Source organism: Rhizobium sullae (assembly GCF_025200715.1).
Classification (GTDB): domain Bacteria; phylum Pseudomonadota; class Alphaproteobacteria; order Rhizobiales; family Rhizobiaceae; genus Rhizobium; species Rhizobium sullae.
Genome location: NZ_CP104143.1, coordinates 3,498,272 through 3,522,801, shown reverse-complemented (window position 1 = coordinate 3,522,801; position 24,530 = coordinate 3,498,272). Strand labels below are relative to the sequence as shown.

Below are 24,530 nucleotides of genomic sequence, written 5' to 3'. Positions count from 1 at the left end.
CCATCCGCATAAATTTCTGAGAAGGGGGCTGGTCAATTCTGCCAGCTTTTCTATTCTGCACGCTTGTCATTCGCTTGGCGGGGCAGAGCAGGAAAACAGATGCAGCTTGTCTTTGATGGCCACAATGACGTTCTCCTCAGGCTTTGGACACATGAAAGGGATGGCAACGATTCGGTTGCCGAATTTCTGAACGGAACGACGTCAGGCCATATCGACGGACCGCGCGCCCGGCAGGGTGGTCTCGCCGGCGGCCTCTGCGCCATCTACGTGCCCTCTGGCGATCTCGTCTTTGCCGACCCCGATCGGAACGGACATTACGCAACGCCGCTGGCGGCACCTCTCGACCGGCTGCCGTCGCTCGGCATTGCGACCGAGATGGCGGCGATCGCACTGCGTCTTGACAAGGCAGGCGCCTGGCGTCTCTGCCGGACGGTGAAGGACATCCGCAATGCCATGGCGAGCGGTATCTTTGCCGCGGTCATGCATATGGAAGGCTGCGAGGCGATCGGGCCTGATCTTGCGGCGCTCGAGGTCTTTCATGCGGCCGGCTTGCGCTCTCTGGGACCTGTCTGGAGCAGGCATAATGTCTTCGGGCACGGCGTGCCCTTCGCCTTTCCGATGTTGCCGGATACGGCGCCGGGGCTGACTGGCGCCGGCTTTGAGCTGGTGCGCGAATGTAATCGCCTGGGCATCATGATCGATCTGTCCCACATAACGGAAAAAGGCTTCTGGGACGTCGCGAAGACGACAGATCAACCTCTGGTCGCTACGCATTCGAACGTGCATGCGCTGACGCCGGTGGCGCGCAATCTGACGGATAAGCAGCTTGATGCAATCAGGGAGAGCAGAGGGCTTATCGGTCTCAATTACGCGACTGCGATGTTGAGACCCGATGGCCGCTCCGAGGGCGATACACCAATCAGCGACATGATCCGCCATATCAACTATCTCGTCGACCGCGTCGGGATCGATTGCGTTGCGCTCGGGTCCGATTTCGATGGCGCGACAATTCCGGACGAAATAGGCGACGCGGCCGGCAACCAGAAGCTGATTGCCGCTCTCCGGGACGTTGGATATGGTGAGGTGGACTTACGGAAACTCGCCAGCGAGAACTGGATTCGCATCCTGGCTTCGGCGTGGGGGGAGAAGAACGCCTGAGCCAAAATACCGCTTTGTAATCAATCAAGAACAAGGGAACAGACCGATGACGATTACCAAACTCAGCCGCAATTTTCGCGCCCTTTCGGCGGGGGCTGCGCTTTCGCTGCTCATGCTGACGGCGCCTGGCGCTTATGCCGAGACGCCGAAGGATACGCTCGTCGAAGGTTTCGCCATCGACGACATCATTACCATGGATCCGGGCGAGGCTTTCGAGCTTTCGACGGCGGAAATGACCACCAATACCTATAGCCTGCTGGTCCGCCTCGACCTGGACGACACGTCGAAGGTCAAGGGCGATCTTGCCGAAAGCTGGAGCGTCTCGGATGACGGCCTGACCTATACGTTCAAGCTGAAGCCCGGACTGAAGTTCGCCTCCGGCAATCCGATCACGGCCGAGGATGTTGCCTGGTCCTTCGAGCGCGCCGTCAAACTCGACAAGAGCCCGGCATTCATCCTGACACAGTTCGGTCTGACTGGTGACAACGTCACCGAAAAGGCCAAGGCGGCGGACGAAAATACCTTCGTCTTCACGGTCGACAAGGCCTATGCACCCAGCTTCGTGCTGAATTGCCTGACGGCGACAGTTGCCTCCGTGGTCGACAAGAAGCTGGTGATGGAACACCTCAAGCCGATGACGCCGAGCGCGGAATACAAGTATGACAACGACTTCGGTAATGAGTGGTTGAAGACGGGCTATGCCGGTTCCGGTGCCTACAAGCTGCGCGAATGGCGCGCCAACGAAGTTGTCGTGCTGGAGCGCAACGACAATTACTACGGCGACAAGGCGAAGCTGAACCGCGTCATTTATCGCTACATGAAGGAAAGTGCCGCGCAACGTCTGGCGCTGGAGGCGGGCGACATCGATATCGCGCGCAACCTCGAGCCAGGTGATCTCGAGGCTGTTTCGAAGAACGCCGACCTTGCGGCGACGAGCGCACCGAAAGGCACGATCTATTACGTCAGCCTCAACCTCAAGAACGAGCACCTGAAGAAACCGGAGGTACAGCAGGCCTTCAAGTATCTCGTCGATTATGACGCGATCAGTTCGACCCTCATCAAGGGCATCGGCGAAATCCACCAGACCTTCTTGCCGAAGGGCCAGCTTGGTGCGATTGACGAAAATCCATTCAAGCTCGACGTTGCCAAGGCCAAGGAATTGCTGGCAAAAGCCGGCCTTCCGGATGGCTTCTCCGTGACGATGGACGTGCGCAACACGCAGCCGGTCACCGGCATTGCCGAATCCATGCAGCAGACGCTGGGGCAAGCCGGCGTGAAGCTCGAAATCATTCCGGGCGATGGTAAGCAGACGCTGACAAAATATCGCGCCCGCACGCACGACATGTACATCGGCCAGTGGGGTTCCGACTATTTCGACCCGAACTCGAATGCCGATACCTTCACGGCGAACCCGGACAATTCGGATGCAGGCACGAACAAGACGCTTGCGTGGCGCAATGCCTTCGAAACGCCGGAACTCGACAAGCAAGCCAAGGCCGCGCTGCTTGAGCGCGATAGCGCCAAGCGTGCTGCGATATATGAGGACATTCAGAAGAAGTACCTTGAGAACAGCCCCTTCGTCTTTATCTTCCAGCAGATCGAAGTCGCCGGCTATCGTAAGAACCTGAAGGACTTCAAACTCGGACCGAGCTTCGACACGAACTACGTCGGCCCGATCGCCAAGGAATAATCCGGCAGGATTCGTTCGTTGAGCATTCTGGAAACAAAAATGGAGGCGCGGCCCGCAAAGGGCCGTGCCGCTCCTCTCGCGAAAGCAATCGGGCGTTTCCTCGTTGCTGCCGTTACGACCTATCTCGGACTTCTGGCCGTCACCTTTTTCATCGGCCGTGTCGTGCCGATCGATCCGGTTCTTGCGATCCTGGGCGACCGCGCGCCGACGCATGTCGTTGAGCGCGTGCGGGAAGAGCTCGGCTTCAATCTGCCGCTCTATCAGCAATTCTTCATCTATATCAAAGGTATCCTTTCCGGTGATTTCGGCAATTCGGTTCTGACCACCAATCCGGTGATGACCGATATCCGCCGCGTCTTTCCGGCGACGATCGAGCTTGCAACCCTCGGCACCATCATCGGTGCCGTGATCGGCATTCCGCTGGGCGTGCTTGCAGCTGTCCGGCGCGGCAGCTTTGCCGACCAGATTGTGCGTGTCGTCGGGCTTGTCGGCTATTCCGTGCCGATCTTCTGGTTGGCGCTGATTTCGCTCGTCATATTTTATGCGCAGCTGCGCTGGGTCGCCTTTCCGGGGCGCATCGACATCGTCTTTGAATATACGTTCACGCCGATTACCGGCTTCTATCTGATCGACAGCATCTGGCAGAGGCAGTGGGATGTATTTTATGACGTCTTCCGGCACATCATCCTGCCGGCATCGCTGCTTGGCTATTTCTCGCTCGCCTATATCAGCCGCATGACGCGCAGCTTCATGCTGAACGAACTCAGCCAGGAATATATCGTTGCTGCACGCGCCAAGGGGCTTTCGGAAACCCGCGTAATCTGGGGCCATGCATTGCGTAATGCAGCGGTGCCGCTCGTGACTGTGATCGCACTTTCCTATGCCGGTCTACTCGAGGGCTCAGTGTTGACAGAAACCGTTTTCTCCTGGCCCGGCATTGGCCTTTACATTACCAATTCGCTTCAGAACGCCGACATGAACGCCGTCCTCGGCGGCACGATCGTCATCGGCACGGTCTTCATCGGCATCAACCTTCTGTCCGATCTCCTCTATCGGACGCTCGATCCAAGGACGCGAAGCCGATGACAGTTCCGGTCAGCCAGCCAGCGCCGATGACCCGCCGCCAGTGGCTGCTTTCCGATCGTCCGCAATCGCGCATGCAGGCTCGTCTCGGGCGCGCCTATGTGACCTGGCGGCAGTTCAGTGCGAACAGGCTTGCCGTCCTTGGTCTCATTATCATTGTCGCGCTGCTGCTCGTTGCCGCCTTCGCTAATCTGTTGGCCACGCATTCGCCGGTGGTCGGCGACCTAAAGAATGCGCGACTTCTGCCGCCGGGTACCGGCGAGTATCTGCTCGGCACGGACGACCAGGGTCGCGATATCCTTTCGCGCCTGATCTACGGGTCGCGGCTGACGCTGTTCGTCGTCGTGCTCGTAGCGATCATCTCGGCGCCGATTGGATTGATTGTCGGCACGGTCTCCGGCTATGCCGGCGGATGGGTGGATGCAGTGTTAATGCGTATCACCGACATCTTCCTGGCGTTCCCGAAGCTGGTGCTGGCTCTTGCCTTTGTCGCCGCGCTCGGGCCGGGCATCCAAAATGCGATCATCGCGATTGCAATCACGTCCTGGCCTCCTTACGCCCGCATCGCCCGGGCGGAAACGCTGACGGTGCGGCGCTCGGATTATATCTCGGCCGTCAGGCTGATGGGTGCATCGCCGGTTCGCATCATCATCCGCCACGTCATGCCGCTCTGCCTCTCGTCGCTGATCGTTCGCGTAACGCTCGACATGGCTGGTATTATCCTGACGGCTGCCGGTCTCGGCTTTCTCGGTCTCGGCGCGCAGCCGCCACTGCCGGAATGGGGCGCGATGATCGCCTCGGGTCGCCGTTTCATTCTCGATCAATGGTGGGTCGCGGCCATGCCGGGTATTGCGATTCTCATCGTCAGCCTCGGTTTCAACCTGCTTGGCGACGGCCTGCGCGATGCGCTCGATCCCAAGGAGACCGACCAGTGACGGCTTTGCTGACGGTTGACAATCTGAAGGTCAGCTACCCGACGCGCACTGGCGTGATCGAAGCTGTTCGCGGCGTTTCCTTCACACTGGTCAAGGAACGCCTCGGCATTGTCGGGGAGTCCGGATCCGGCAAGTCGCAGACCGGCCGCGCGATCATGGGGCTCACGCCGAAGCATGGCATCGTCACGGCCGACAGGCTCAACTTCGCCGGCATCGATCTGCTCCAGGCTTCAGCGAAAGAACGGCGGCGTCTGCGCGGCAAGCGCATCGCCATGGTGTTGCAGGATCCGAAATATTCACTCGATCCGGTGATGTCGATCGGCCGGCAGATCTGCGAGACGCTGAGAACGCATGAGAAGGTCGGCAAGGCCGAGGCGACCGAACGGGCGCTTGCCATGCTGGAGGCGGTGCAGATCCGTGATCCGAAGCGTGTCTTCGATCTCTATCCGCATGAGGTCTCAGGTGGCATGGGCCAGCGTGCAATGATCGCCATGATGCTGATTGCCGGGCCGGAACTGCTCATCGCAGACGAGCCGACCTCGGCACTCGACGTCACCGTGCAGCTCGACGTGTTGAAGATCCTGGACAAGCTGGTTTCCGAGCGCGGCATGGGGCTTATCTTCGTGTCGCATGATCTGCGCCTTGTTTCCTCGTTCTGCGACCGCGTCATCGTGATGTATGCCGGAAAGATCGTTGAAGAGCTTAGGGCTTCCGACCTCAAAAATGCGCAGCACCCCTATACGCAAGGACTTTTGAATTGCATGCCGCAAATCGGCGAAGATCGCCATCCGCTGCCGGTGCTCGACCGCAAGCCGGAGTGGGCCGCATGAGTGCTGCGCTTTCAGTCGAGAATCTCAGCGTCATCTATGACGATTTTCATGCGCTTCAGGATGTCAGCATCGCGGTGGCATCCGGCGGCTCCTTCGGGCTGGTTGGGGAATCGGGTTCCGGCAAGTCGACGCTGCTTCGTGCGGTAGCGGGCCTTGCGCCAGTCAAGGGTGGCGCAATTCGCGTTCATGATCGGCTGCTGCAGGGGTCAAAACGCAGCAAGGCTTTTTATCGAAATGTCCAGATGGTGTTCCAGGACCCTTATGGCTCGCTGCACCCACGGCAGACGATCGACCGGCTGCTGCTCGAGCCATTGGCAATTCACGGGATTGCCGACAGCGAGAAGCGCATCGAACGGGCACTGGACGAGGTTGGCCTTGGAAACGGCTTCCGCTTTCGCTATCCGCACCAGCTTTCAGGCGGCCAGCGGCAGCGCGTGGCGATTGCGCGCGCCCTGATCGTCGAGCCGTCGATCCTGCTGCTCGATGAACCGACGTCGGCGCTCGACGCTTCCGTGCAGGCGGAGGTGCTCAATCTGCTGGAACAGATCAGGCGTGACCGCAATCTGACCTTTGTCATGGTGAGCCACGACCTTGGTGTCGTCACCCATATGTGTGAAGGGCTTGCCGTGATGCGCAACGGTGCTGTCGTCGAGCGGCTGACCTCGGGCCAATTGGCCAGTGCGGATGTTCACGAGGACTACACGAGAAATTTGATGATAGCGAGCAAAGGCTTCGTCAAAGCCTGAAGCGCAGATTTTTCAAATATTTGAAATCCCTTCGGGCATCGGTGCGCTAAGGTTAAGCAGCCGTTAAAAGACGACTATTCGACTAGACTATTGACAGCCGATTTTCATCTGTCATGATCATGTTAACGAGTGTTAGCTTTCGTGATCGTGGAGGTGAGGCATGTTCTTTCTCGGCGGAATGACCATGGGATATCTCGATCCTCCGGCCAAGGTTGAGCGGAGCGAGCAGACAACCATCTCCGTTCCTGCTGAAAAAGATCGCCGATTGATCGAGGCTTCCTCGGGTGCCCAGAGAGAGGAAAACGCGATCGAGCGTTCGTTGATCTGGGCATGGCGCACGCTTTGCTGAGCCGTCTGTGGGGCGTGGGTCAGATTTTCTATCCCTCGCCCTCTGGACGGAAATTTATCTCTACCTAGCTTATAGAGAATATAGGAATATCGGTGCCGGCTGATCGCCGCATCCACAAGAAGAGACGGAGGCAACACATGGCAGACTTGGGTATGTCGCATACTCACGCGAACCATTATGGTTCCGTACCGGCCAAGAAGCCGGCCTCAACGCGCCAGAAGCTTCATTTTGCGCTCAATGCCGCGCTGTTTGCCGCGGCGTTCGCGTTCGTTACAGCTTTGGTCTGCGGCGTTATCAGCTGATGGAGCTTTCGTGCTGACATATGTCGGCACGTAATGAACTTCCTTTTCAAATCGCTGGTTGAAGCAAGAGCTTCGGCCAATCACAATTGCGGTCCAATCATGTTATAGATCCGGTGCCTGAGGGTGCCGGATTTTTCTTTGAACAGCGAATATCTGCCGAATTGAGATAGGCGAAGCTGCGCAATTCCGTGCCTCTTGACTTGAATTATCGGGATGGTGTCCAACTTTCCCGGATGGTTCTTCGGGGTGGAGGCAAATGGCAGCTATGACCGGCAGAATCGTGCCATAAATCAGGCCTAAACCGTTTCGTATCGAAAATCTGCGGCTTTCGCATCTTCCTGCAAAGGCCCTTGGCCGTTCATGTCGCAGTCATAATTGCCGGTGCAAAAGGCTAGGCAAAATCACCATAACTTAGTTTGGATCCAGAACCGAACCCATGACAATTTCCATTCCGTCTCCAAGCCCATCGCGCGAATCCGAAGTCAAGCACATCGATCACAACGACTCGATCCGCTCGACCTACCTGTCGATCGAAGACATCAAGGCGATGGGTGAATTGGTCGCCCGCAAAGGCGTCGATTCGCTGCCGGCCTTCACCGCCTTCGATTTTTTTGCACGGCATAAGGAGAACGAGAAGGAAATCCTACGCGTGTACCGCACGACCGCGGCCGACGTAGAAGCGGGCGAGACAATCACGCCTGCCGCCGAATGGCTTCTCGATAACCACTATATCGTCGAAGAGGCAATTCAGGAGGTCCGCCGCGACTTCCCGCGGCGCTTCTATCGCGAACTGCCGACCATCGATGTCGATGGCGTGCAGGTACCGCGCACGCTGGTGCTCGCCTGGCTCTATGTCGCTCACACCCACAGCACCGTTTCACAGGAAAGTCTGACGGCGCTTGTCGATGGCTTCCAGTTGGGCGAGACGCTGCGCATCGGTGAGCTCTGGGCTGTCCCATCCCTCGTCCGCTATGTTCTCGTCGAAAACCTCCGCCGTATTTCCAGCCGCGTTGAGCGTAGCCGGCGCATCCGCCGCCGTGCGAACGAGGCGGCCGATGAACTCGTGCGTTTGGACGATCCGGCGAAGGCTGCGGAATATCTGAGAACGCTGGAGCCGCTTGCCGAGGACAATACCTTCTCGACGCAGTTCCTCTATCGCATGCGCGACGGTTCGCAGGCATCTAGCCTTGCGATCGCCTGGCTCGACGAGCGTCTGGAAATGCTCGGCCGTGATACCGAAGAAGCGACGATGGCGGAGCATAGCCGCCTGTCCTCCGGCAATGTCACGATGGGCAACATCATCCGGAGCCTTCGCGAGATCGATGACGCGGAATGGTCGGTCTGGGTCGAGCAGGTCAGCCATGTCGACAAGCTGCTCTGGGAGAATTCCGATTACGGCATCCTCGATTCGGGATCACGCAACAAATACCGCAAGCAGATCGAAAAGCTCGCCAAGCGCTCACCGCTGACGGAAATGGAAGTCGCGCAGCTTGCTCTCGACATGACTAGCCAGGCGAGGGCGTCGGAGGAGCCGCAACCGCATGAGCCGAACGTCGGCGGCTATCTTGCCGGCACGCATAGGCCGAAGCTTGAGGAACGTGCCAATTATCGCCCGACCCTCGTCCAGCATTTTGTCCGAACTGTCCGCAAGTTCAATTGGCTGTCGATTGCTGTTCCCGTCATGCTGCTTACGATCATCGCGATGGCGATCGTCGGGCGGCTCATGGCCAATGCCGGCATGGGCACGCTGGAAATCGCCATATTGCTGATCATGTTCTCTCTTCCGGCATCGGAGGGAGCAACAGGTCTTTTCAATACCTTGCTGTCCTTCTTCGTGACGCCGTCGCGGCTTGTCGGCTACGAGTTCAAGGAAGGCATTCCGGAGGATGCGCGCACGCTGCTTGTCGTGCCATGTCTGATTTCGAACCGCGACAGCGTCGATGACCTGGTTCGCAATCTTGAGGTTCACTATCTCGCTAATCCCCGCGGCGAAATTTATTTCGCGCTGCTGAGCGACTGGCCGGACAGCGACGTCGAGGAGACGGCAAACGATCTCGAAGTGCTAGACTACGCCAGGCGCGAAATCGCCAATCTTTCGGCACGTTACGCCTATGACGGCAAAACGCGCTTCTATCTCCTGCATCGCCGCCGCCTCTACAACCCGTCTGAGGGTGTATGGATGGGCTGGGAGCGCAAGCGCGGCAAGCTGCATGAGCTGAACATGCTTTTGCGCGGCGACAGCGACACGACTTATCTGCCGGGTGCCAATATTGCTCCGGCTGGCGTTCAATATGTGATGACGCTCGATTCCGACACGCGCCTGATGCGCGATGCCGTGACCAAGCTTGTCGGCAAGCTCTACCATCCGATCAACCGTCCGGTGATCAATCCGAAGAGCGGCCGCGTCGAAAGCGGCTATGGCGTGTTGCAGCCGCGCGTGACCCCGTCGCTGACGACTGGAAAGGACGCCTCGGTCTTCCAGCGCGTCTTCTCCATCAATCGCGGTCTCGACCCTTATGTCTTCACCGTTTCCGATGTCTACCAAGACCTCGCGGGCGAAGGCACGTTCACCGGGAAGGGCCTTTACCATGTCGATGCTTTTGAGACTTCGCTCAGGGGCCGTATCGATGAGAATTCGGTGTTGAGCCACGACCTTCTCGAAGGCTCGATGGCGCGTTGCGCGCTTGTCACCGATCTGGAGCTCGTCGAAGACTTCCCGATCCGCTACGAAGTCGAGACGTCACGCCAGCATCGCTGGGCACGTGGCGACTGGCAGCTTCTGCCATATATGTTCAATCCGAAATACGGCGTCACCGCTCTCGGGCGCTGGAAGATGTTCGATAATCTGCGCCGGTCGCTGACGCCGATCGCCTGGTTTTTCGCTTCCGTGCTCGGCTGGTATTTCATGGGCCCGCTTGGCGCACTCGTATGGCAGATACTCCTGATCTTCTGCCTGTTCGTTGCGCCGACGCTGTCGCTCATCCACGGCATCATCCCGCGCACCAGCGATATCGTCGCACGGGCACATCTCTATACCGTCTGGTCGGATATCCGCGCTGCGAACGCCCAAGTGGCCCTTCGTATCGTCTTCATTGCCGATACCGCTTGCATGATGGCCGATGCGATCGGCCGTTCGCTCTATCGTCTTCTCGTCAGCCATAAACTGATGCTGCAATGGCGTACCGCCGCCAGCGTTCAGGCGGGCGGGCAGGGAACAATCCTCTCCTACTACAGCGCCATGTGGCACGCTCCGGTGCTTGCGCTGCTCGCACTCGGTTTTGCGGCACTTCCCGGCGACAACGCATTTCTCGTCGGCATTCCGTTTTCCCTGTTGTGGATCCTTTCACCACTCGTTGCCTGGTATGTTAGCCAGTCAGCAGAAACCGAAGACCGGTTGGAAGTCGCCGATTCGGTATCGAGCGAGCTTAGAAAGATCGCGCGCCGCACCTGGCGTTATTTTGAGACCTTCACCACGGCGGAACAGAACTACCTGCCGCCAGATAATATTCAGGAAACGCCGCACGTCATCGTCGCGAGCCGTACCTCGCCGACCAATATCGGTGTGTATCTACTCTCGGTCGTTTCCGGCCGCCAGTTCGGCTGGTTTTCCTTCGAGGAAACGATCGAGCGGCTGGAGCAGACGATCGCCACCATCGACAAGATGGAGAAGTACCGTGGGCACCTCTTCAACTGGTACCACACCGACACGCTGCAGACGCTTGGGCCGCGATATGTTTCCGCTGTCGACAGCGGCAATCTCGCCGGTCACCTGATCGCAATTTCGTCTGCCTGCCGCAACTGGGCCGAGGCGCCTTCGGCGCATATGCAGGGCAATCTCGACGGGGTCGGCGATACCGCCGGTATTCTCCGCGAAGTGCTCGCCGACCTTCCGGATGATCGCAAGACCGTCCGTCCGCTTCGCCGCCGTCTGGAAGAACGGATTGTCGGCTTCCAGAACGCGCTCGCAGCAGTCAAGCGCGAGCATGAGTTCGCTTCGATCCGCGTCATCAATCTTGCAGTTCTTGCGCGCGACATCCAGAAACTTGCGGCAAACCTCGATCACGAGGTGAAATCGGCGCTTAGCGGCGAACTAACGCGTTGGGCGGAGTCGCTCGTCAGAGTTTGCGAAGCGCATATTTCCGACAGCACATTCGACCTTTCGAATATCGACGCGTTGCGCCCGCGCCTGATTGCGCTTCGCGACAAGGCCCGCGATCTCGCCTTTTCGATGGACTTCAGCTTCCTCTTCCGTCCGGAACGCCGTCTTCTCTCGATCGGCTATCGTGTCGAAAGCGGCGAACTCGATCAGGCCTGCTACGACCTCCTGGCGTCGGAATGCCGTCTCACCAGCCTCTTCGGCATCGCGAAGGGCGACCTGCCGACGGAGCACTGGTATCGCCTCGGCCGCCAAGTCGTGCCGGTTGGTCCACGCGGCGCTCTGGTCTCTTGGTCCGGCTCGATGTTCGAATATCTGATGCCGCCGCTCGTCATGCAGGAGCGCGGCGGGGGTATTCTCAATCAGACCAACAATCTGGTCGTGGTCGAGCAGATGAACTACGGACGCAAGCTCGGTATTCCGTGGGGCATTTCGGAAGCGGCCTTCAATGCTCGCGACCATAACCTCAACTATCAATATACGAACTTCGGCGTGCCTACGCTCGGCCTGAAGCGCGGCCTCGGCCACAATGCCGTCATCGCGCCCTATGCCTCGATTCTCGCCAGCCAATACGACCCGCGGTCGGCACTCGAAAATCTGCAGCGCCTGCGTAAGCTTGGTGCGCTCGGCAAGTTCGGATTCCATGACGCCGTCGACTTCACGCCGACCCGCGTGCCGGAAGGCAAGAAATGCGCAGTTGTCTATAACTACTATGCGCACCATCACGGCATGTCGATCGCGGCTGTCGCCAACGTCGCCTTTAACGGGCATCTGCGCGAACTCTTCCATTCCGATCCGGTGATCGAAGCCGCCGAATTGCTGCTGCAGGAAAAGGCGCCGCGCGACATCCCCGTCATGAGCGGCAAGCACGAATCGGATACGCCCGCCAGCATCCAGGAAGACCTGTTGCGGCCGGAACTTCGCAAGATCGCCGATCCACTTTCGCGCGACCGCGAACTCGTGTTCCTGTCCAACGGTCACTATTCGATGATGCTGACGGCGACCGGTGCCGGCTATGCGCGCTGGAACGGCCAGGCCGTTACCCGCTGGAAGGCAGACCCGACGGAAGACCGCTGGGGGAGCTTCATCTTCCTGCGTGATACGGCGACCAACGAATGGTGGTCCGCGACGGCCGAACCGAAAAGTGTCGAAGGTGAAAAGGTCAATGTGCTTTTCGCCGACGAAAAAGCGGAATTCACCAAGGTCGTTGGCGACCTCAGCAGCGAATTGGAATGCATTGTTGCGACTGAACACGATGCAGAAGGCCGCAGGCTGACGCTTGTGAATATGGGATCGGAAGACCGCTTCATCGAAGTTACCTCCTATCTGGAACCCGTGATCACGACCGACGATACGGACAATGCCCATCCGGCATTCGCGCGCATGTTCGTGAAGACGGAATTCGGCAAACGCGGCGACGCCATCCGTGCCGAGCGCAACAAACGCGATCCGGGCGAACCGAACATGAGCATTGCCCATCTGATCGTTGATAGTGCCGGTCCTTCACGCCAGACGGAATTCGAGACCGATCGCCGCAAGTTCATCGGCCGCGGCCGCAGTCTCGCGGATGCCGCAGCTTTCGATCCCGGAGCGACCCTTTCGGGCACCGACGGCTTTACGCTCGATCCGATTCTTTCCCTTCGCCGCACGGTGCGTGTACCGGCCGGCAAGAAGGTCAGCGTGATCTTCTGGACCATCGTCGCCCCCAGCCGCGACGAAGTGGATAAGGCCGTCGCGCGCTATCGCCACGCCGATGCCTTCAACCATGAGCTCGTGCAGGCCTGGACACGTACGCAGGTACAGATGCGCCATGTGGGCGTGACGTCGCAGCAGGCCGCCGCCTTTCAGTATCTCGGCCGGCATCTGGTCTATCCGGACATGGATTTGCGCGCCGATGCCGCGGTAGTTCGGGCTGGCATGCACTCGCAATCGTCGCTGTGGCCGCTCGCGATCTCCGGCGACTTCCCGATCTTCATGTTGCGGATCGATGACGACATGGATCTTGACATCGTTCGCGAGGCATTGCTGGCGGAGGAATATCTGCGCTCGCGTGGCGTGACGGCCGATCTTGTCATCATGAATGAACGTGCATCCTCCTATGCGCAGGATATGCAGCACGCGGTCGACCAGATGTGCGAAAACGTGCGCCGCATCGGCCAGGCCGATGGTCTTCGGCAGCATATCTTTGCCGTCCGGAAGGATTTGATGGAGGAGGCGACCTATCATGCACTGATGGCCACTTCGCGGGTCACCTTCCATGCGAAGAACGGCAAGGTTGTCGATCAGATCAACCGCGCCATCGCCCTTTCTGCGCCTTCCAAGGACGAAGTGCAGGAAATGGAACGCGAGCAGCGTAAGACTCCGGTCAAGCGCGTGGCGCGCGTCGTGAAGCCCAAGCCGCCGGCGCTTGCGATCGAGGAAGAAGGCGATCTCGACTTCTGGAACGGATTCGGTGGATTTGCACGCGACGGCCGCGAATATGTCGTCCGCCTTGCCGGCGGCACGGCGACGCCGCAGCCCTGGATCAACGTGATCTCGAACGACAAGTTCGGCTTCCACGTGTCTGCGGAAGGCGCGGGTTTCACCTGGAGCGTCAACTCGCGCGACTACCAGCTGACCTCGTGGTCGAATGATGCCGTCGTCAACCGCTCAGGCGAGGCGATTTACGTCACCGATCTGGAAACCGGCGCGCTGATGACGCCCTTTGCTGGGCTTTCGCAGCGGAGCGATGTCCGCTTCGAGGCACGCCATGGTCTCGGCTACTCCGTCTTCTCCAGCGAGCAGAACGACATCGCGCTGGAAGTGACGCAGACGGTCGATCGCCAGAGGCCGGTCAAGCTGCAGCGCGTCCGGTTGCGCAACATGGGCACTACGGCGCGCAAGCTGCGGCTCTATGGCTATGTCGAATGGGTTCTCGGTAATAATGCACAGCGCTCGGTGCCTTTCATACTCTCATCGAATGATGAGGAAACCGGCGCACTCCTTGCCGCCAACCAGTACAGTATCGACTTCTCGAACCGCGTGTCCTTCTTTGCTGCCAGCGTGAAGCCGTCCAGCTTCACAACAAGCAGGCGCGAGTTCATCGGCAAGGCAGGTACGATCCAAGCTCCTCAGGCGCTCAAGCCATCCGTTGCACTTTCCGGCGCCACGGAACTTGACGGCGATCCGGCAGCGGCGCTCGCAATCGATATCGAAATCGGCGCCGGGGAAGAGCGTGACGTCACCTTCTTCCTGGGCGACACGGCATCGAGGGAAGAGGCCCAAACCTTGATCGCCGAGATCCGCAAGACCTCCGTTGAGGACACCGTTCAGGCAAACCGCGATTTCTGGCAGAGCTTTACCGGCAAGGTTCAGATTTCGACGCCGAACCAGGCGATGAACAATCTCGTCAATGCCTGGCTGCCCTATCAGAGCCTCGGCTGCCGCATCATGGCGCGGTCTGCCTTCTATCAGGCAAGCGGCGCTTTCGGCTTCCGCGACCAGTTGCAGGATACGCTGGCTTTCGTGCTTCAGGAACCGTCGCTCGCGCGCAACCAGATCGTCAACGCTGCCTCGAGGCAGTTCCGCGAGGGCGATGTCCAGCATTGGTGGCTGCCGGGAACTGGCGCGGGTGTCCGCACACTGATCTCGGATGACGTGGTCTGGCTTGCCTATGCGATCCACCACTACTGCACCACAACAGGCGACAAGAGCGTGCTCGACGAGGAACTTCCTTTCCTTGAAGGGCCGGCGCTGCTCGAAGGCCAGCACGACTCCTTCTATCGTCCGGAAGTCTCGGACGACAAGGTCAGCATCTACGAGCATGCGGCATTGGCGCTCGATCTTGCGATCAAGCGCAAGGGGGCCAATGGCCTGCCGCTGATCATGGGGGGCGACTGGAACGACGGCATGAACCGGGTCGGTATCCATGGCCAAGGCACGAGCGTCTGGCTCGGCTGGTTCCTGGCCGGCGCGCTGCGGTCCTTCACGCCTTTTGCGGAAGAGCGGGGCGACACCGCCCGCGTCGAGCGCTGGACGAAACATCTCGTCGAATTGAAGAAGGCGCTCGAAACCGCCGGCTGGGATGGCGGTTATTATCGCCGAGGCACATTCGACGACGGTAGCCTGCTCGGTTCGAAGGAAAGCCTGGAATGCCAAATTGATTCGATCGCGCAATCCTGGAGCGTGCTTTCCGGCGAAGGCGATCCGGATCACGCGGTCAAGGCCATGGACGCGCTTCTGAACCGCCTCGTGGATAAGGAAGCACGGATCATCCGCCTGTTTACCCCGCCGTTTGCTACGTCGGTCAGGGATCCGGGTTATATCAAGGCCTATCCTCCGGGCGTTCGCGAGAATGGCGGCCAGTATACGCATGCAGCCACTTGGGTGGTCATGGCGCTTGCTCAGCTCAACCGGGGTGACGAAGCGATGGCCTGTTTCGAACTCCTGAACCCGATCACCCATGCGCGCGACAAGGCATCGGCCGAGCACTATCGAGTCGAGCCCTACACCGTCGCTGCCGACGTCTACGGCGAAGGTGCGTTAAAGGGCCGCGGCGGCTGGACGTGGTATACGGGTTCCGCGGGCTGGCTCTATCGTGCCGCAGTCGAGGGGATTCTCGGTATCCGTTTGAAAAACGGAAAGCTTTTTGTTCGCCCGGCGCTGCCGAGTGGTTGGGACGGCTTTTCGGCAGAGATCGAACACTCAGGTGTGAAATATCGCATTTCTGTCTCAAAATCGTCCCATCCGGACGGTTACACTTTGGAGATCAACGGCAGCGAAGTCGCCAATCCCCATGAGGGATATCCGGTCGGATAGCAGCATTTTACACGCTCACACTCCGGCGATTCGTTGCAGCCAAAAGGTGAAACTTTTTGGCTGCAACTGCGTTTGCAGGTCAAACAGGAGAGACATCATGGCGGCTACGCCGGAAAACGCCATCGGCGCTGAGCGCTTGTCCCAATCCGCAGCGCGGCCAGCGCGCGATACGAGGCTCGATGTTTTGCGCGGCCTTGCCCTCATTACGATTTTCATCAATCACGTTCCCGGCCAGATATTCGAATACGTGACGACGAAGAATTTCGGCTTCTCCGACGCTGCGGAAGCCTTTGTGCTGGTTTCGGGCATTGCGGTCGGACTCGCCTACGGCTCCGGCTTCAAGGTCGGGAAGCGGCTGGACACGGCGAGGAAGGCGATCAAGCGTGCCTTCACGCTCTATCTCGCCCATATGATTACGACCTTCATAACGCTCGCGCTGTTCATTTGCGGCGCCTGGTTGTTCCACCGGCCGGGATTATTGGTTGAAATCAATATCCTCGCCGTCTTGATGAACTTAACCGATGGAATACCCGCTCTGCTTCTGCTTGGTCACCAGATCGGCTACAACAACATACTGCCGATGTACGGCGCCCTGATGCTCATGGTGCCAGTCATCTTGCTTCTGCACTCAGCCCATCCGCTGGTGGCGCTCGGTGTTTCGGGTGCTGTGTGGCTGCTTGCGGGCATCTATCAGATCGCGCCGCACAACATGCTCATCGCCGACTACTGGTTCCTCAATCCGCTCTCGTGGCAGTTCTTGTTCACGATCGGCGTTGTCGGCATCATGCATGTAAAGCGCGGCGGCAAGCTGCCTCAGCATCCGGCGCTTTTCATTCTCGCATCGAGCTATGTGGCGCTGTCCTTCGCGTGGGTGGTCGGTCAGCTTTGGGATCTCGGAAATTCGCTTGCGGCGCTTGGCTTGCCGCCTGTCCTTACCGGTTTCGACAAGACTTTCCTGTCACTGCCGCGGCTGCTGCATGTGCTGGCGCTCAGCTACCTCATAATCAACATTCCCGTGCTATCTCGTATCCTGCGCCGTCCGTCCGATCATCCACTGACCATCATCGGCCGCCACTCGCTGAATATTTTCGTCGCGGGAACAATCCTCGCGATGGCGGGTCAGGTGCTGCTCTACATTACTAATCACGACCAGATGATCGGTCCGCTCTTTGTTGTCGCAGGCATCTCGGGTCAGTTCGCTTATGCTTACCACCTCGAGCGCAAGCGCATCGACGGGAGCGCGAAGGCCAGATCCATGGCTCGCAGCGCTTCCGTTCCCGTCGCCGTACGCGTTGGTGATGGCCCAAAGCTCTATCGGGACGGCCGGAAATAGCCCACTTCTTTGCGATATTAGAACCGGCTGGCGGATCCGGCAGCCGGTTTTGATCAATCGGCCGAGGGCAACGCCAGCCTGCGGTCGACAATTGACAATGGCGGGCCGGCTCTATCTACACCCGCCTCAGATGCAATTGCTCGAGGAGAAATTCATGGTTGATGAAAAGCAACTGATTTCCAAAATCACGTGGCGGCTCATGCCGTTCCTAGGCATTCTTTATCTCATTGCCTACATCGATCGCCAAAATGTCAGCTTCGCCAAATTGGAAATGGTCGGCGCGCTTGGCATGAGCGAATATGCCTACGGCCTCGGCGCCTCGCTCTTTTTCATTGGTTATTTTCTGTTTGAAGTCCCGAGCAATCTGCTGCTCGAGCGGTACGGCGCCAGCAAATGGTTTGCGCGTATTTTGCTCTCGTGGGGCGCTGTTACCGTCGCGCTGGCCTATACGCAGAATGCGACGATGTTTTACATTCTCCGCTTTCTTCTTGGCGCCTGCGAAGCCGGGTTCTTTCCGGGCGTCCTTTATCTGCTGACACTTTGGTATCCGTCCACCTATCGCGGCAGGATGGTCGGATTGTTCATGATCTTCAGTGCTCTTGCCAATGCTGTCGGCGCACCGCTCGGCGGAATGCTGCTCGATCTCGATGGGCTTTATGGAATTGCCGGCTGGCAATGGGTATTCATCGCGACGGGCATTCCCGCCGTCATAGCAGGCGTGGTCACTCTGTTTTTCCTCTCGGATCGGCCGGAGAGTGCAAACTTCCTGAGCGATGCGGAGAAGAGCTGGCTGAAACGCAGGCTTGACGTGGAAAATGCAGACATGGACAAGAACGCCGAGAACGGCTTCAAGGCGCTCATCAACCCGAAGGTGCTACTGATGGCATTGTGCTATGTCGGCTTTCCCCTTGCAGCCTACGGCCTCAGCTATTGGCTCCCCACCATCGTCAAGGAATTCGGCGTCAGCAACACGGCCAACGGCTTTCTAAACATCATACCCTGGGTTCTGGTGGCGGTGGCTCTTTATATCGTCCCGTCGATGGCAGACAGGGCAGTCTCGAAGACGCCTTATATCGTCATTCCAGCCCTGCTGGGTGCCATATGCCTTGTCCTTTCGGCTGTTATTCCGGACCATGGCGTCCAGTTCGCATTTCTCTGCATCGCTGCAGCGGGCATCTTCGCCGGCCAACCGGTTTTCTGGAGCCTGCCGTCACGCTTTCTGAGAGGTGCCGGCGCGGCGGCCGGGCTCGCCGCCATCAACTCCGTCGGCAATCTCGGCGGTTTTGTCGCCCAAAACGTCGTGCCCTGGATCAAGGACAGTACGGGAAGCACGATTGCGCCGATGTTTTTTCTTGCCGCATGCCTGGCTGCCGCCGCGCTGCTGGTGTTCGTGGTCGGGCGCCTGATGCCGCGTGGGCAGATTTCCGCCGAAGAGAGCGGGGCTGTGCAACAGCGCGCGCATACCTAATAACCGCAAGCGGAAGTCCCAGCAGAGATATAAGGCTGCTGGGGCTTTGGCTTTCGAGTTCTGTTCAGGGATCTCATCAGGAGAAGGTAAACGTTAACCAACGGAGCCTAACAGTCTCATGGAAACATGGATTGATTCGATGGCATCTTCTTTCGACACCCCTCTCGCCGCGCTGACCGCAAGCGAAATCGTGATATTTCCAAGCATCCCCCGGCCAGGGGATATCGAGCGTTGCGCCGCGACGCTCGACGATCTGCACGGAGAACCGGCGGTCGGCTTCTGGAAAGCGGAATGCCGTCTGCTGGCGGACGAACTTGCGCGATGCGGCTTGCGCGAGGAGAAGATCCGGGAGCGCGTCTTGTCCTTCCAGGCTGCAGTGCAAGCCGCCTTGGTAGAGAGACATCAGTTGCGCGCTTTATCCGAAAGCCGCGCGAGGCAAGACAGACAGCGCCGTCGCTTCTGATGCGACAAAGCGCTTGTCCTCTGCCGCAGCCGTAACCGGCATCAGCCTTGAGTCTCGTCTGAAGTACTGAGCCCGTATCGATTTACGATTCATCGTCAGCGCTGTTTCAGCCCCACGTTGTCCTTCCCGCCTTAATCTGTGATTGCCTTTCCATGGACGAGCGAAGGGAGTTTCTCCATGGAGAGTACATTGGAGGTGCTCACAACCAGGAAGTCCGACGTGAGGTTCACCGGCACTGGCCGGACGAGGTTAGGGGCAGATCGTTTCGGAGAGCCTTCGGCCCGGCGCGATGGTGAATGAGGTCGCAGTGCGGCATGGCCTGAAGCCGAACCACCTGTCCACTTGGCGAACAATGGCGCGGCAGGGCAGTTGGTTCTGCCCGCACCCGAGTACCCGGTAGAGTTTGCAGCGATGATCGTTGATCCAATGCGAAGCCCGTCGGCATTGCAAAGGTGCTTTGAAATGAAAGCCCGGCAATTGGGGTGGTTCCTCAGCGTTAGAAATCGAGAAGGCTCTGAAGAAGCTGCTGTCGATGTCGGGGTTCAAGCTTCTCACCCGTCTTGCAGCAATGTATCTTTTGTTCTTCAAGGAGGCGGGACATGGAGGGACTACAAAACTCGTTGGATTTCTATAGTCAGGCAGGCCCCCTGACATCAGGAGGGCAGCATGCCGAAGCTCTTGGCGCGTTAGCAGGAGTTGCTGAGGTCGCCAGTGCTCTGCACGGCATATTGATACATGATGCCTGGGCGCAACGGTATGGCCAAGAGCTAACGCCGGCGCGCCGAGCGCAATCACAATTGCGATCTACACAACGAATGCTCGATGCAATCATTGAAATCGATGCCGCCCCGCTCGTTGTAACGCGAACGCCCAGCCAGAGGGCGGTTGGCGTATGCCGTCACTTTGCTGTTCTTGCCTGTGCGTCGCTGAGGGCTCAAGGGATCCCCGCGCGAGCCCGCTGTGGCTTCGGGATGTATTTTGAGCCTGGTAAAGGTGTTGATCATTGGATCACCGAATACTGGAGCGGACGACATTGGGTATCCGCAGACTTTCAGATCGATGATCTCCAGTGCTCCGAATTGAAGCTTGATTTCGATCCGCTCGACCTGCCGCGTGGAAAGTTCCTAACCGCTGGCGAAGCCTGGCGGCTGTGCCGTGCCCACACTGCCGATCCCGGAACCTTTGGCATCTTCGACGAGGGAGGCTTCTGGTTTATCGCGATGAACCTGGTGAGGGATTTCGCCGCGCTCAATAAAATGGAGATGCTTCCTTGGGACAATTGGGGCTTGATGCCGCGACCCGATGAAGACATATCCCCGGATCGCGCAATGCTCTTCGACCATCTTGCCATGCTAACGGAAGAAGTCGACGAACGGTTCGATGAGATCAGGACACTCTACCAGCAGGATGACAAGCTGCATGTACCGACGCGGGTATTCAACGGCGCGCGCAAGCAGATCGAAGATGTTGCGTCGACTTGATCGAGGAAGAGCCTTGCCTTAGGGCACGGTCGGCGTATTCGTCCGCAAAGCGGTCGTCAGGTTTGGGGGTAAATGCCCAAGGCAGCCGTTTGCCGCTCTGCGGCCCTCAGACGATGTAACCGTTGGCGGTCGATACCGATCGGAAGGACTTCAGGTCAAAAAGGGCATGATATCTACGCCGTCACCAGGAAACACGGTGATGTGCGGGTGGTCCTCGAACAGCCTTGCTGCGGCGTCGACGGTTTCCGCTTCGACGACAAGGTAGCCGCAAAAAGGATTCACGGCATTGGCGACCCCGTCCTTGGTTATGCGCGTCGTCTTGCCCACCATGCCACCACGATCAAGGATGGATGCGGCGTTTCTGTTTTCCCAGGCGGCCCACTGTTTCAGGCCGATGGCGTCGATAGCGTCCTGCTCGGCTTTGGGCAGGCTCCTAAAGGAGGCGAGGTCTTCGGGCTTCATGGTGTAAACGGCAAGAAATCGGGCCACTGGGTTCTCTTCGTGGTGTCAGATGGTTTGTCAGCTTACACTCGTCGCATCAGAGTTCACCCGTGTTGCCGCACAAATGTTGTGGGACACACTATGCCGTAATTGGCGCGATGGCGACCACCGGCTTTTTCGGATGGCCGTCGGTTCAGAGCTCTATCTGTTCGGCAATTCGCAACGCGTCATCAATCTCGATCCCGAGGTACCGAACTGTGCTTTCCAATTTAGTGTGTCCAAGGAGGATTTGGACAGCGCGCAGGTTACCCGTCTTCTTGTAAATCAAAGCTGCCTTGGTCCTTCGCATCGAATGGGTTCAATAGGCGGTCGGCTCAAGACCAATGCTGCGTACCCCTCGATGGAGGATGCGCGCGTATTGTCGAGTCGATAGCTGAGCCGACTGACGGCGTCTGCCGGGGAACAGGTAGCTTCCTCCGGTCCTTTTGACCGACGGAAGCCATGCTGCCAGCGCGATTTTCGTCTGCTCCATCACTTCAAACTGGACGGGGCGCTTTGTCTTCTTCTGGATGATGGTCGCGCGATCTCTGATGGGTCTTCCAGACCACAGGTCTTCGACCCTCAGCCTGACCAGATCACATGCACGTACTTTGCTGTCGATGGCCAAATTGAAGAGCGCCAGTTCGCGTGTGGCCCCACTCATCTCGAGGCGGACTCGGATTGACCACACGTTTTTTGGCTGCAGCGGTCGCTTCTGGCCTACGAGAATTCCTTTGTTCCACGGACGCCGTGAACGCAATACGTCGGATTCCATGTTGGTGCCTCCGCCACACCTCCCACCTCATCGCCTACCTTGGGCGGGCGAAGGATACCATCGGCAGAGTTCGTGGCCCGAAGCGGACAAGAGGTTGCTCTGTCGTCCCAGCTGGCGGGGCTCGTCCATTCGGATTCTGGATATCAAACTAGCCCACCTATCCTATGGTTCCGCGGAGTTCGCCGTTGCGCCGGGAGCTAGAAAATGTTCTCGGTGGGAAGTCCGAGTGCGAATGAACCCGCGTATTGCGCCTGGGCTCCGGGCTGCATCGGATGATAGCGAGCGCCCTGTATGTCACGGAAACAGCGCTCCAGCCCATTCTCTCGATAGAATGCCGCGCCGCCTGCGACCTCCATTGCAAGCTCCGTCACCTCGATAGCGTGCCGCGCGACCAAGGAACGGCCGATCATAACCTCGTTGACGGTTTCCGCGGACGGTTCGTTTCGAGCAACCACCTCCAACATCCAGCGATGCGCAATCTGTGCGGCCCTCAGAGACGTTTCCATGCGCCCGACCAACTCGATCAGATGATCGCCGTTGGCCTTGCTTCGGACCATCTTGACTGCGATGTCGCGGGCGCTCTCGGCGACGCCAAGATAGACCGCGTAGATCAGAGGAAACGCGATCGTGGCGATGACTTGAAATACGGGATGCCATTGTCCCGCACTTCTGGAAAATGCGACACTCGCATCCGGCACGAAGAGGTTTTCGATGATGATATCGTTTGACCCGGTTCCCCTCATTCCAAGTGTTCGCCAAGTATCCTCTATCGAAACCTCTGGCGATGCCATCGGAACGCCGAAATGAATGACGGAGCGCGCGCCGTCCTGTTCTTCATAAACAGCACCGGTCATCAGGATGTTTCCTGCCGCCGCGCCGGAAGTGAAGCGTTTACGCGCGGTGATCCGGTATCCGCCATCAACTTTCATGGCCTTGCCCGATCCGCCGATCCAGTCTGATCCGCCGCTCGAGAGCAATATGATTTGCTCCGATGCAACACGTCTCAGGAGCGGCTCCACCGCGGCCACCTTTTGATGTCGCCAGCGCCAGGCGGGGATCGCGACTTGATGGGTATGCATGGAAAAGGCAAGCGCAGTGGACCCACATGCACGAGCAATGGATTTGAGCATCTCAGAAAGTTCGGGCACTTCAGCGCCCAGCCCGCCCAATTCGATTGGAACGCCTGCCCGTGCGAGGCCAGATTCCTTTAGCAGCGCGTAATTCTCGCCGACGAAGGTGTCGCTCTCGTCGATCGATGCGGCGCGTTGCGCGAAGGTGGGCAGGACTGAATTGGTTAGTTCGACGATGCTCTGACCGCCGACAAGGTTCTGTGTTGGTTCTGCAAGCCCGCGCATATCAATGCCTCCTATCTCGTGAGGATTGAAACTCTGCGCTCGTCTCACAATTGCGGCTAGTACACGAACTGTACTGAACTCCGCCTCAGTATGAGTAGGCAAGGAGCGTTTGGCGGATCGGTTGCTTTGCAATATCGTGCCTGATCCAGACCGGTGGAGGGTCCTTATGGTAGAGCGTGACGGCTACGGGCAATTCTGTCCAGTATCAATGGCGTCGGAAATCCTCTGCTCGCGGTGGACGACCTTGGTCGTCCGCGAGCTCCTTTGCGGATCGACGCACTTTAACGAGTTGCGCCGCGGTCTACCAAAAATGTCTCCGGCACTCCTTTCAAAACGACTGAAAGAACTGGAACAATCGGGCGTCATCACGGTGACAAGGAGTGCGAACGGCATGACCGATTACCACCTCACGGCAGCGGGCGAAGAATTGAGGCCTCTGATCATAGGTCTCGGAAATTGGGCTCAACGGTGGATGGAATCGCGACTTTCCTTGAAGAATCTCGACCCTTCTCTGCTCATGTGGGACATGCGGCGGAGCCTCGATACAAAAAGACTTCCGCGCCGCCGTTGTACGATACAGTTTCTGTACCCGGAACTTTCGGCCGCGCAAAAGAGCTGGTGGCTTGTGGTCGAAAACGGAAAAGTCGATCTCTGTAACTTCGATCCGGGCTATGATGTAGACCTTCTCGTTGAAGGGTCGCTCCGTTCGATGACCGCAATTTGGATGGGCCTCACGACCATACGTCAGGAAACCGATGCAGAAACGCTGAAACTTGAAGGGGACAGGGGTCTCGCGCGCGACATGCAGGAATGGCTCGGTCTTAGTGTGTTCGCCAAAACCCCCCGGATGAGGGTTTAAACTCGAAGGCGAGAGGTTCTGACGGATACAATCCAGAAACGAAGACCCGTCACCCAGCCGGAAAATGGCACGCACTCCTGCGGAAGCCGATGTCCGCTGTCTGCGCATAGCCGCCGAAGGGGTCGTCTGCAGTCGGCCCGAAGCGGCCCTTGCTGGGCCGATTTGGCGGCTCGCAAGCGGACGTTGACCGGAACCAGTGACTTTGACCCGAAGCCGACTTAGGTATTGCGTGACGTGAATGGCAGCTCTGCGCCCCCATAGTGGTCATCG

General features: G+C 58.5%; 17 protein-coding genes and 1 pseudogene. 15 read left to right on the top strand and 3 right to left on the bottom strand.

From position 1 onward, the window contains the following. Positions 1–99: 99 nt before the first annotated feature. From N2599_RS17585 to N2599_RS17525, 14 genes are all read left to right on the top strand, one after another. Entirely contained in the window at positions 100–1,158 is a 1,059-nt protein-coding gene (locus tag N2599_RS17585; protein ID WP_027512028.1) for a dipeptidase, read from the top strand. A 46-nt stretch (positions 1,159–1,204) separates the two neighbouring features. After that, positions 1,205–2,848 (top strand): ABC transporter substrate-binding protein, encoded by a 1,644-nt coding sequence (locus N2599_RS17580; protein ID WP_027512029.1) that lies wholly within the window; start codon positions 1,205–1,207, stop codon positions 2,846–2,848. Positions 2,849–2,866: 18 nt separating this feature from the next. Further along, positions 2,867–3,934, top strand: a complete 1,068-nt coding sequence (locus N2599_RS17575) for an ABC transporter permease (protein WP_027512030.1) — start codon at positions 2,867–2,869, stop codon at positions 3,932–3,934. Continuing rightward, a complete protein-coding gene (locus tag N2599_RS17570) occupies positions 3,931–4,866 on the top strand; it encodes an ABC transporter permease (protein WP_260307465.1) in 936 nt (311 codons plus the stop codon). The genes N2599_RS17575 and N2599_RS17570 overlap by 4 nt, the downstream gene beginning before the upstream one ends. Next, positions 4,863–5,696: an ABC transporter ATP-binding protein gene (locus N2599_RS17565; protein WP_027512032.1), complete on the top strand. Its 834-nt coding sequence runs from the start codon at positions 4,863–4,865 to the stop codon at positions 5,694–5,696. The genes N2599_RS17570 and N2599_RS17565 overlap by 4 nt, the downstream gene beginning before the upstream one ends. Next, positions 5,693–6,442, top strand: coding sequence for an ABC transporter ATP-binding protein (locus N2599_RS17560; RefSeq protein WP_027512033.1), 750 nt, complete (start codon positions 5,693–5,695; stop codon positions 6,440–6,442). The genes N2599_RS17565 and N2599_RS17560 overlap by 4 nt, the downstream gene beginning before the upstream one ends. Before the next feature lie 160 nt (positions 6,443–6,602). Continuing rightward, positions 6,603–6,791: a hypothetical protein gene (locus N2599_RS17555; RefSeq protein ID WP_027512034.1), complete on the top strand. Its 189-nt coding sequence runs from the start codon at positions 6,603–6,605 to the stop codon at positions 6,789–6,791. Between the two features lie 137 nt (positions 6,792–6,928). Next, positions 6,929–7,093: a hypothetical protein gene (locus tag N2599_RS17550; protein ID WP_167333926.1), complete on the top strand. Its 165-nt coding sequence runs from the start codon at positions 6,929–6,931 to the stop codon at positions 7,091–7,093. Between the two features lie 436 nt (positions 7,094–7,529). Beyond that, on the top strand, positions 7,530–16,046 hold the full coding sequence (locus N2599_RS17545) for a glycoside hydrolase family 94 protein (protein ID WP_027512035.1): 8,517 nt from the start codon (positions 7,530–7,532) through the stop codon (positions 16,044–16,046). A gap of 97 nt (positions 16,047–16,143) precedes the next feature. Then, positions 16,144–17,379, top strand: coding sequence for an OpgC family protein (locus N2599_RS17540; RefSeq protein WP_027512036.1), 1,236 nt, complete (start codon positions 16,144–16,146; stop codon positions 17,377–17,379). 154 nt (positions 17,380–17,533) lie between these two features. Beyond that, complete coding sequence (locus tag N2599_RS17535; protein ID WP_027512037.1) at positions 17,534–18,847, top strand: MFS transporter; 1,314 nt, start codon at positions 17,534–17,536, stop codon at positions 18,845–18,847. 139 nt (positions 18,848–18,986) lie between these two features. Continuing rightward, positions 18,987–19,310, top strand: coding sequence for a DUF6074 family protein (locus tag N2599_RS17530; RefSeq protein ID WP_037142989.1), 324 nt, complete (start codon positions 18,987–18,989; stop codon positions 19,308–19,310). Positions 19,311–19,599: 289 nt separating this feature from the next. Next, positions 19,600–19,710: a transposase gene (locus tag N2599_RS37845; RefSeq protein ID WP_084606577.1), complete on the top strand. Its 111-nt coding sequence runs from the start codon at positions 19,600–19,602 to the stop codon at positions 19,708–19,710. Positions 19,711–19,909: 199 nt separating this feature from the next. Beyond that, positions 19,910–20,791, top strand: coding sequence for a transglutaminase-like domain-containing protein (locus tag N2599_RS17525; RefSeq protein ID WP_027512039.1), 882 nt, complete (start codon positions 19,910–19,912; stop codon positions 20,789–20,791). A gap of 150 nt (positions 20,792–20,941) precedes the next feature. Here the strand turns inward: N2599_RS17525 and N2599_RS17520 are convergent, their stop codons facing one another. From N2599_RS17520 to N2599_RS17510, 3 genes and pseudogenes are all read right to left on the bottom strand, one after another. Beyond that, positions 20,942–21,280 carry a hypothetical protein gene (locus tag N2599_RS17520; protein WP_027512040.1) on the bottom strand — a complete coding sequence of 113 codons (339 nt, stop codon included), beginning with the start codon at positions 21,278–21,280 and terminating at the stop codon, positions 20,942–20,944. A 145-nt stretch (positions 21,281–21,425) separates the two neighbouring features. After that, positions 21,426–22,046: pseudogene (locus N2599_RS17515) on the bottom strand (tyrosine-type recombinase/integrase). A gap of 197 nt (positions 22,047–22,243) precedes the next feature. Next, positions 22,244–23,401: an acyl-CoA dehydrogenase family protein gene (locus N2599_RS17510; RefSeq protein WP_027512043.1), complete on the bottom strand. Its 1,158-nt coding sequence runs from the start codon at positions 23,399–23,401 to the stop codon at positions 22,244–22,246. Between the two features lie 166 nt (positions 23,402–23,567). Here N2599_RS17510 and N2599_RS17505 point away from each other — a divergent pair, with 166 nt between their 5' ends. After that, entirely contained in the window at positions 23,568–24,260 is a 693-nt protein-coding gene (locus tag N2599_RS17505) for a winged helix-turn-helix transcriptional regulator (RefSeq protein ID WP_027512044.1), read from the top strand. Positions 24,261–24,530 lie beyond the last annotated feature (270 nt).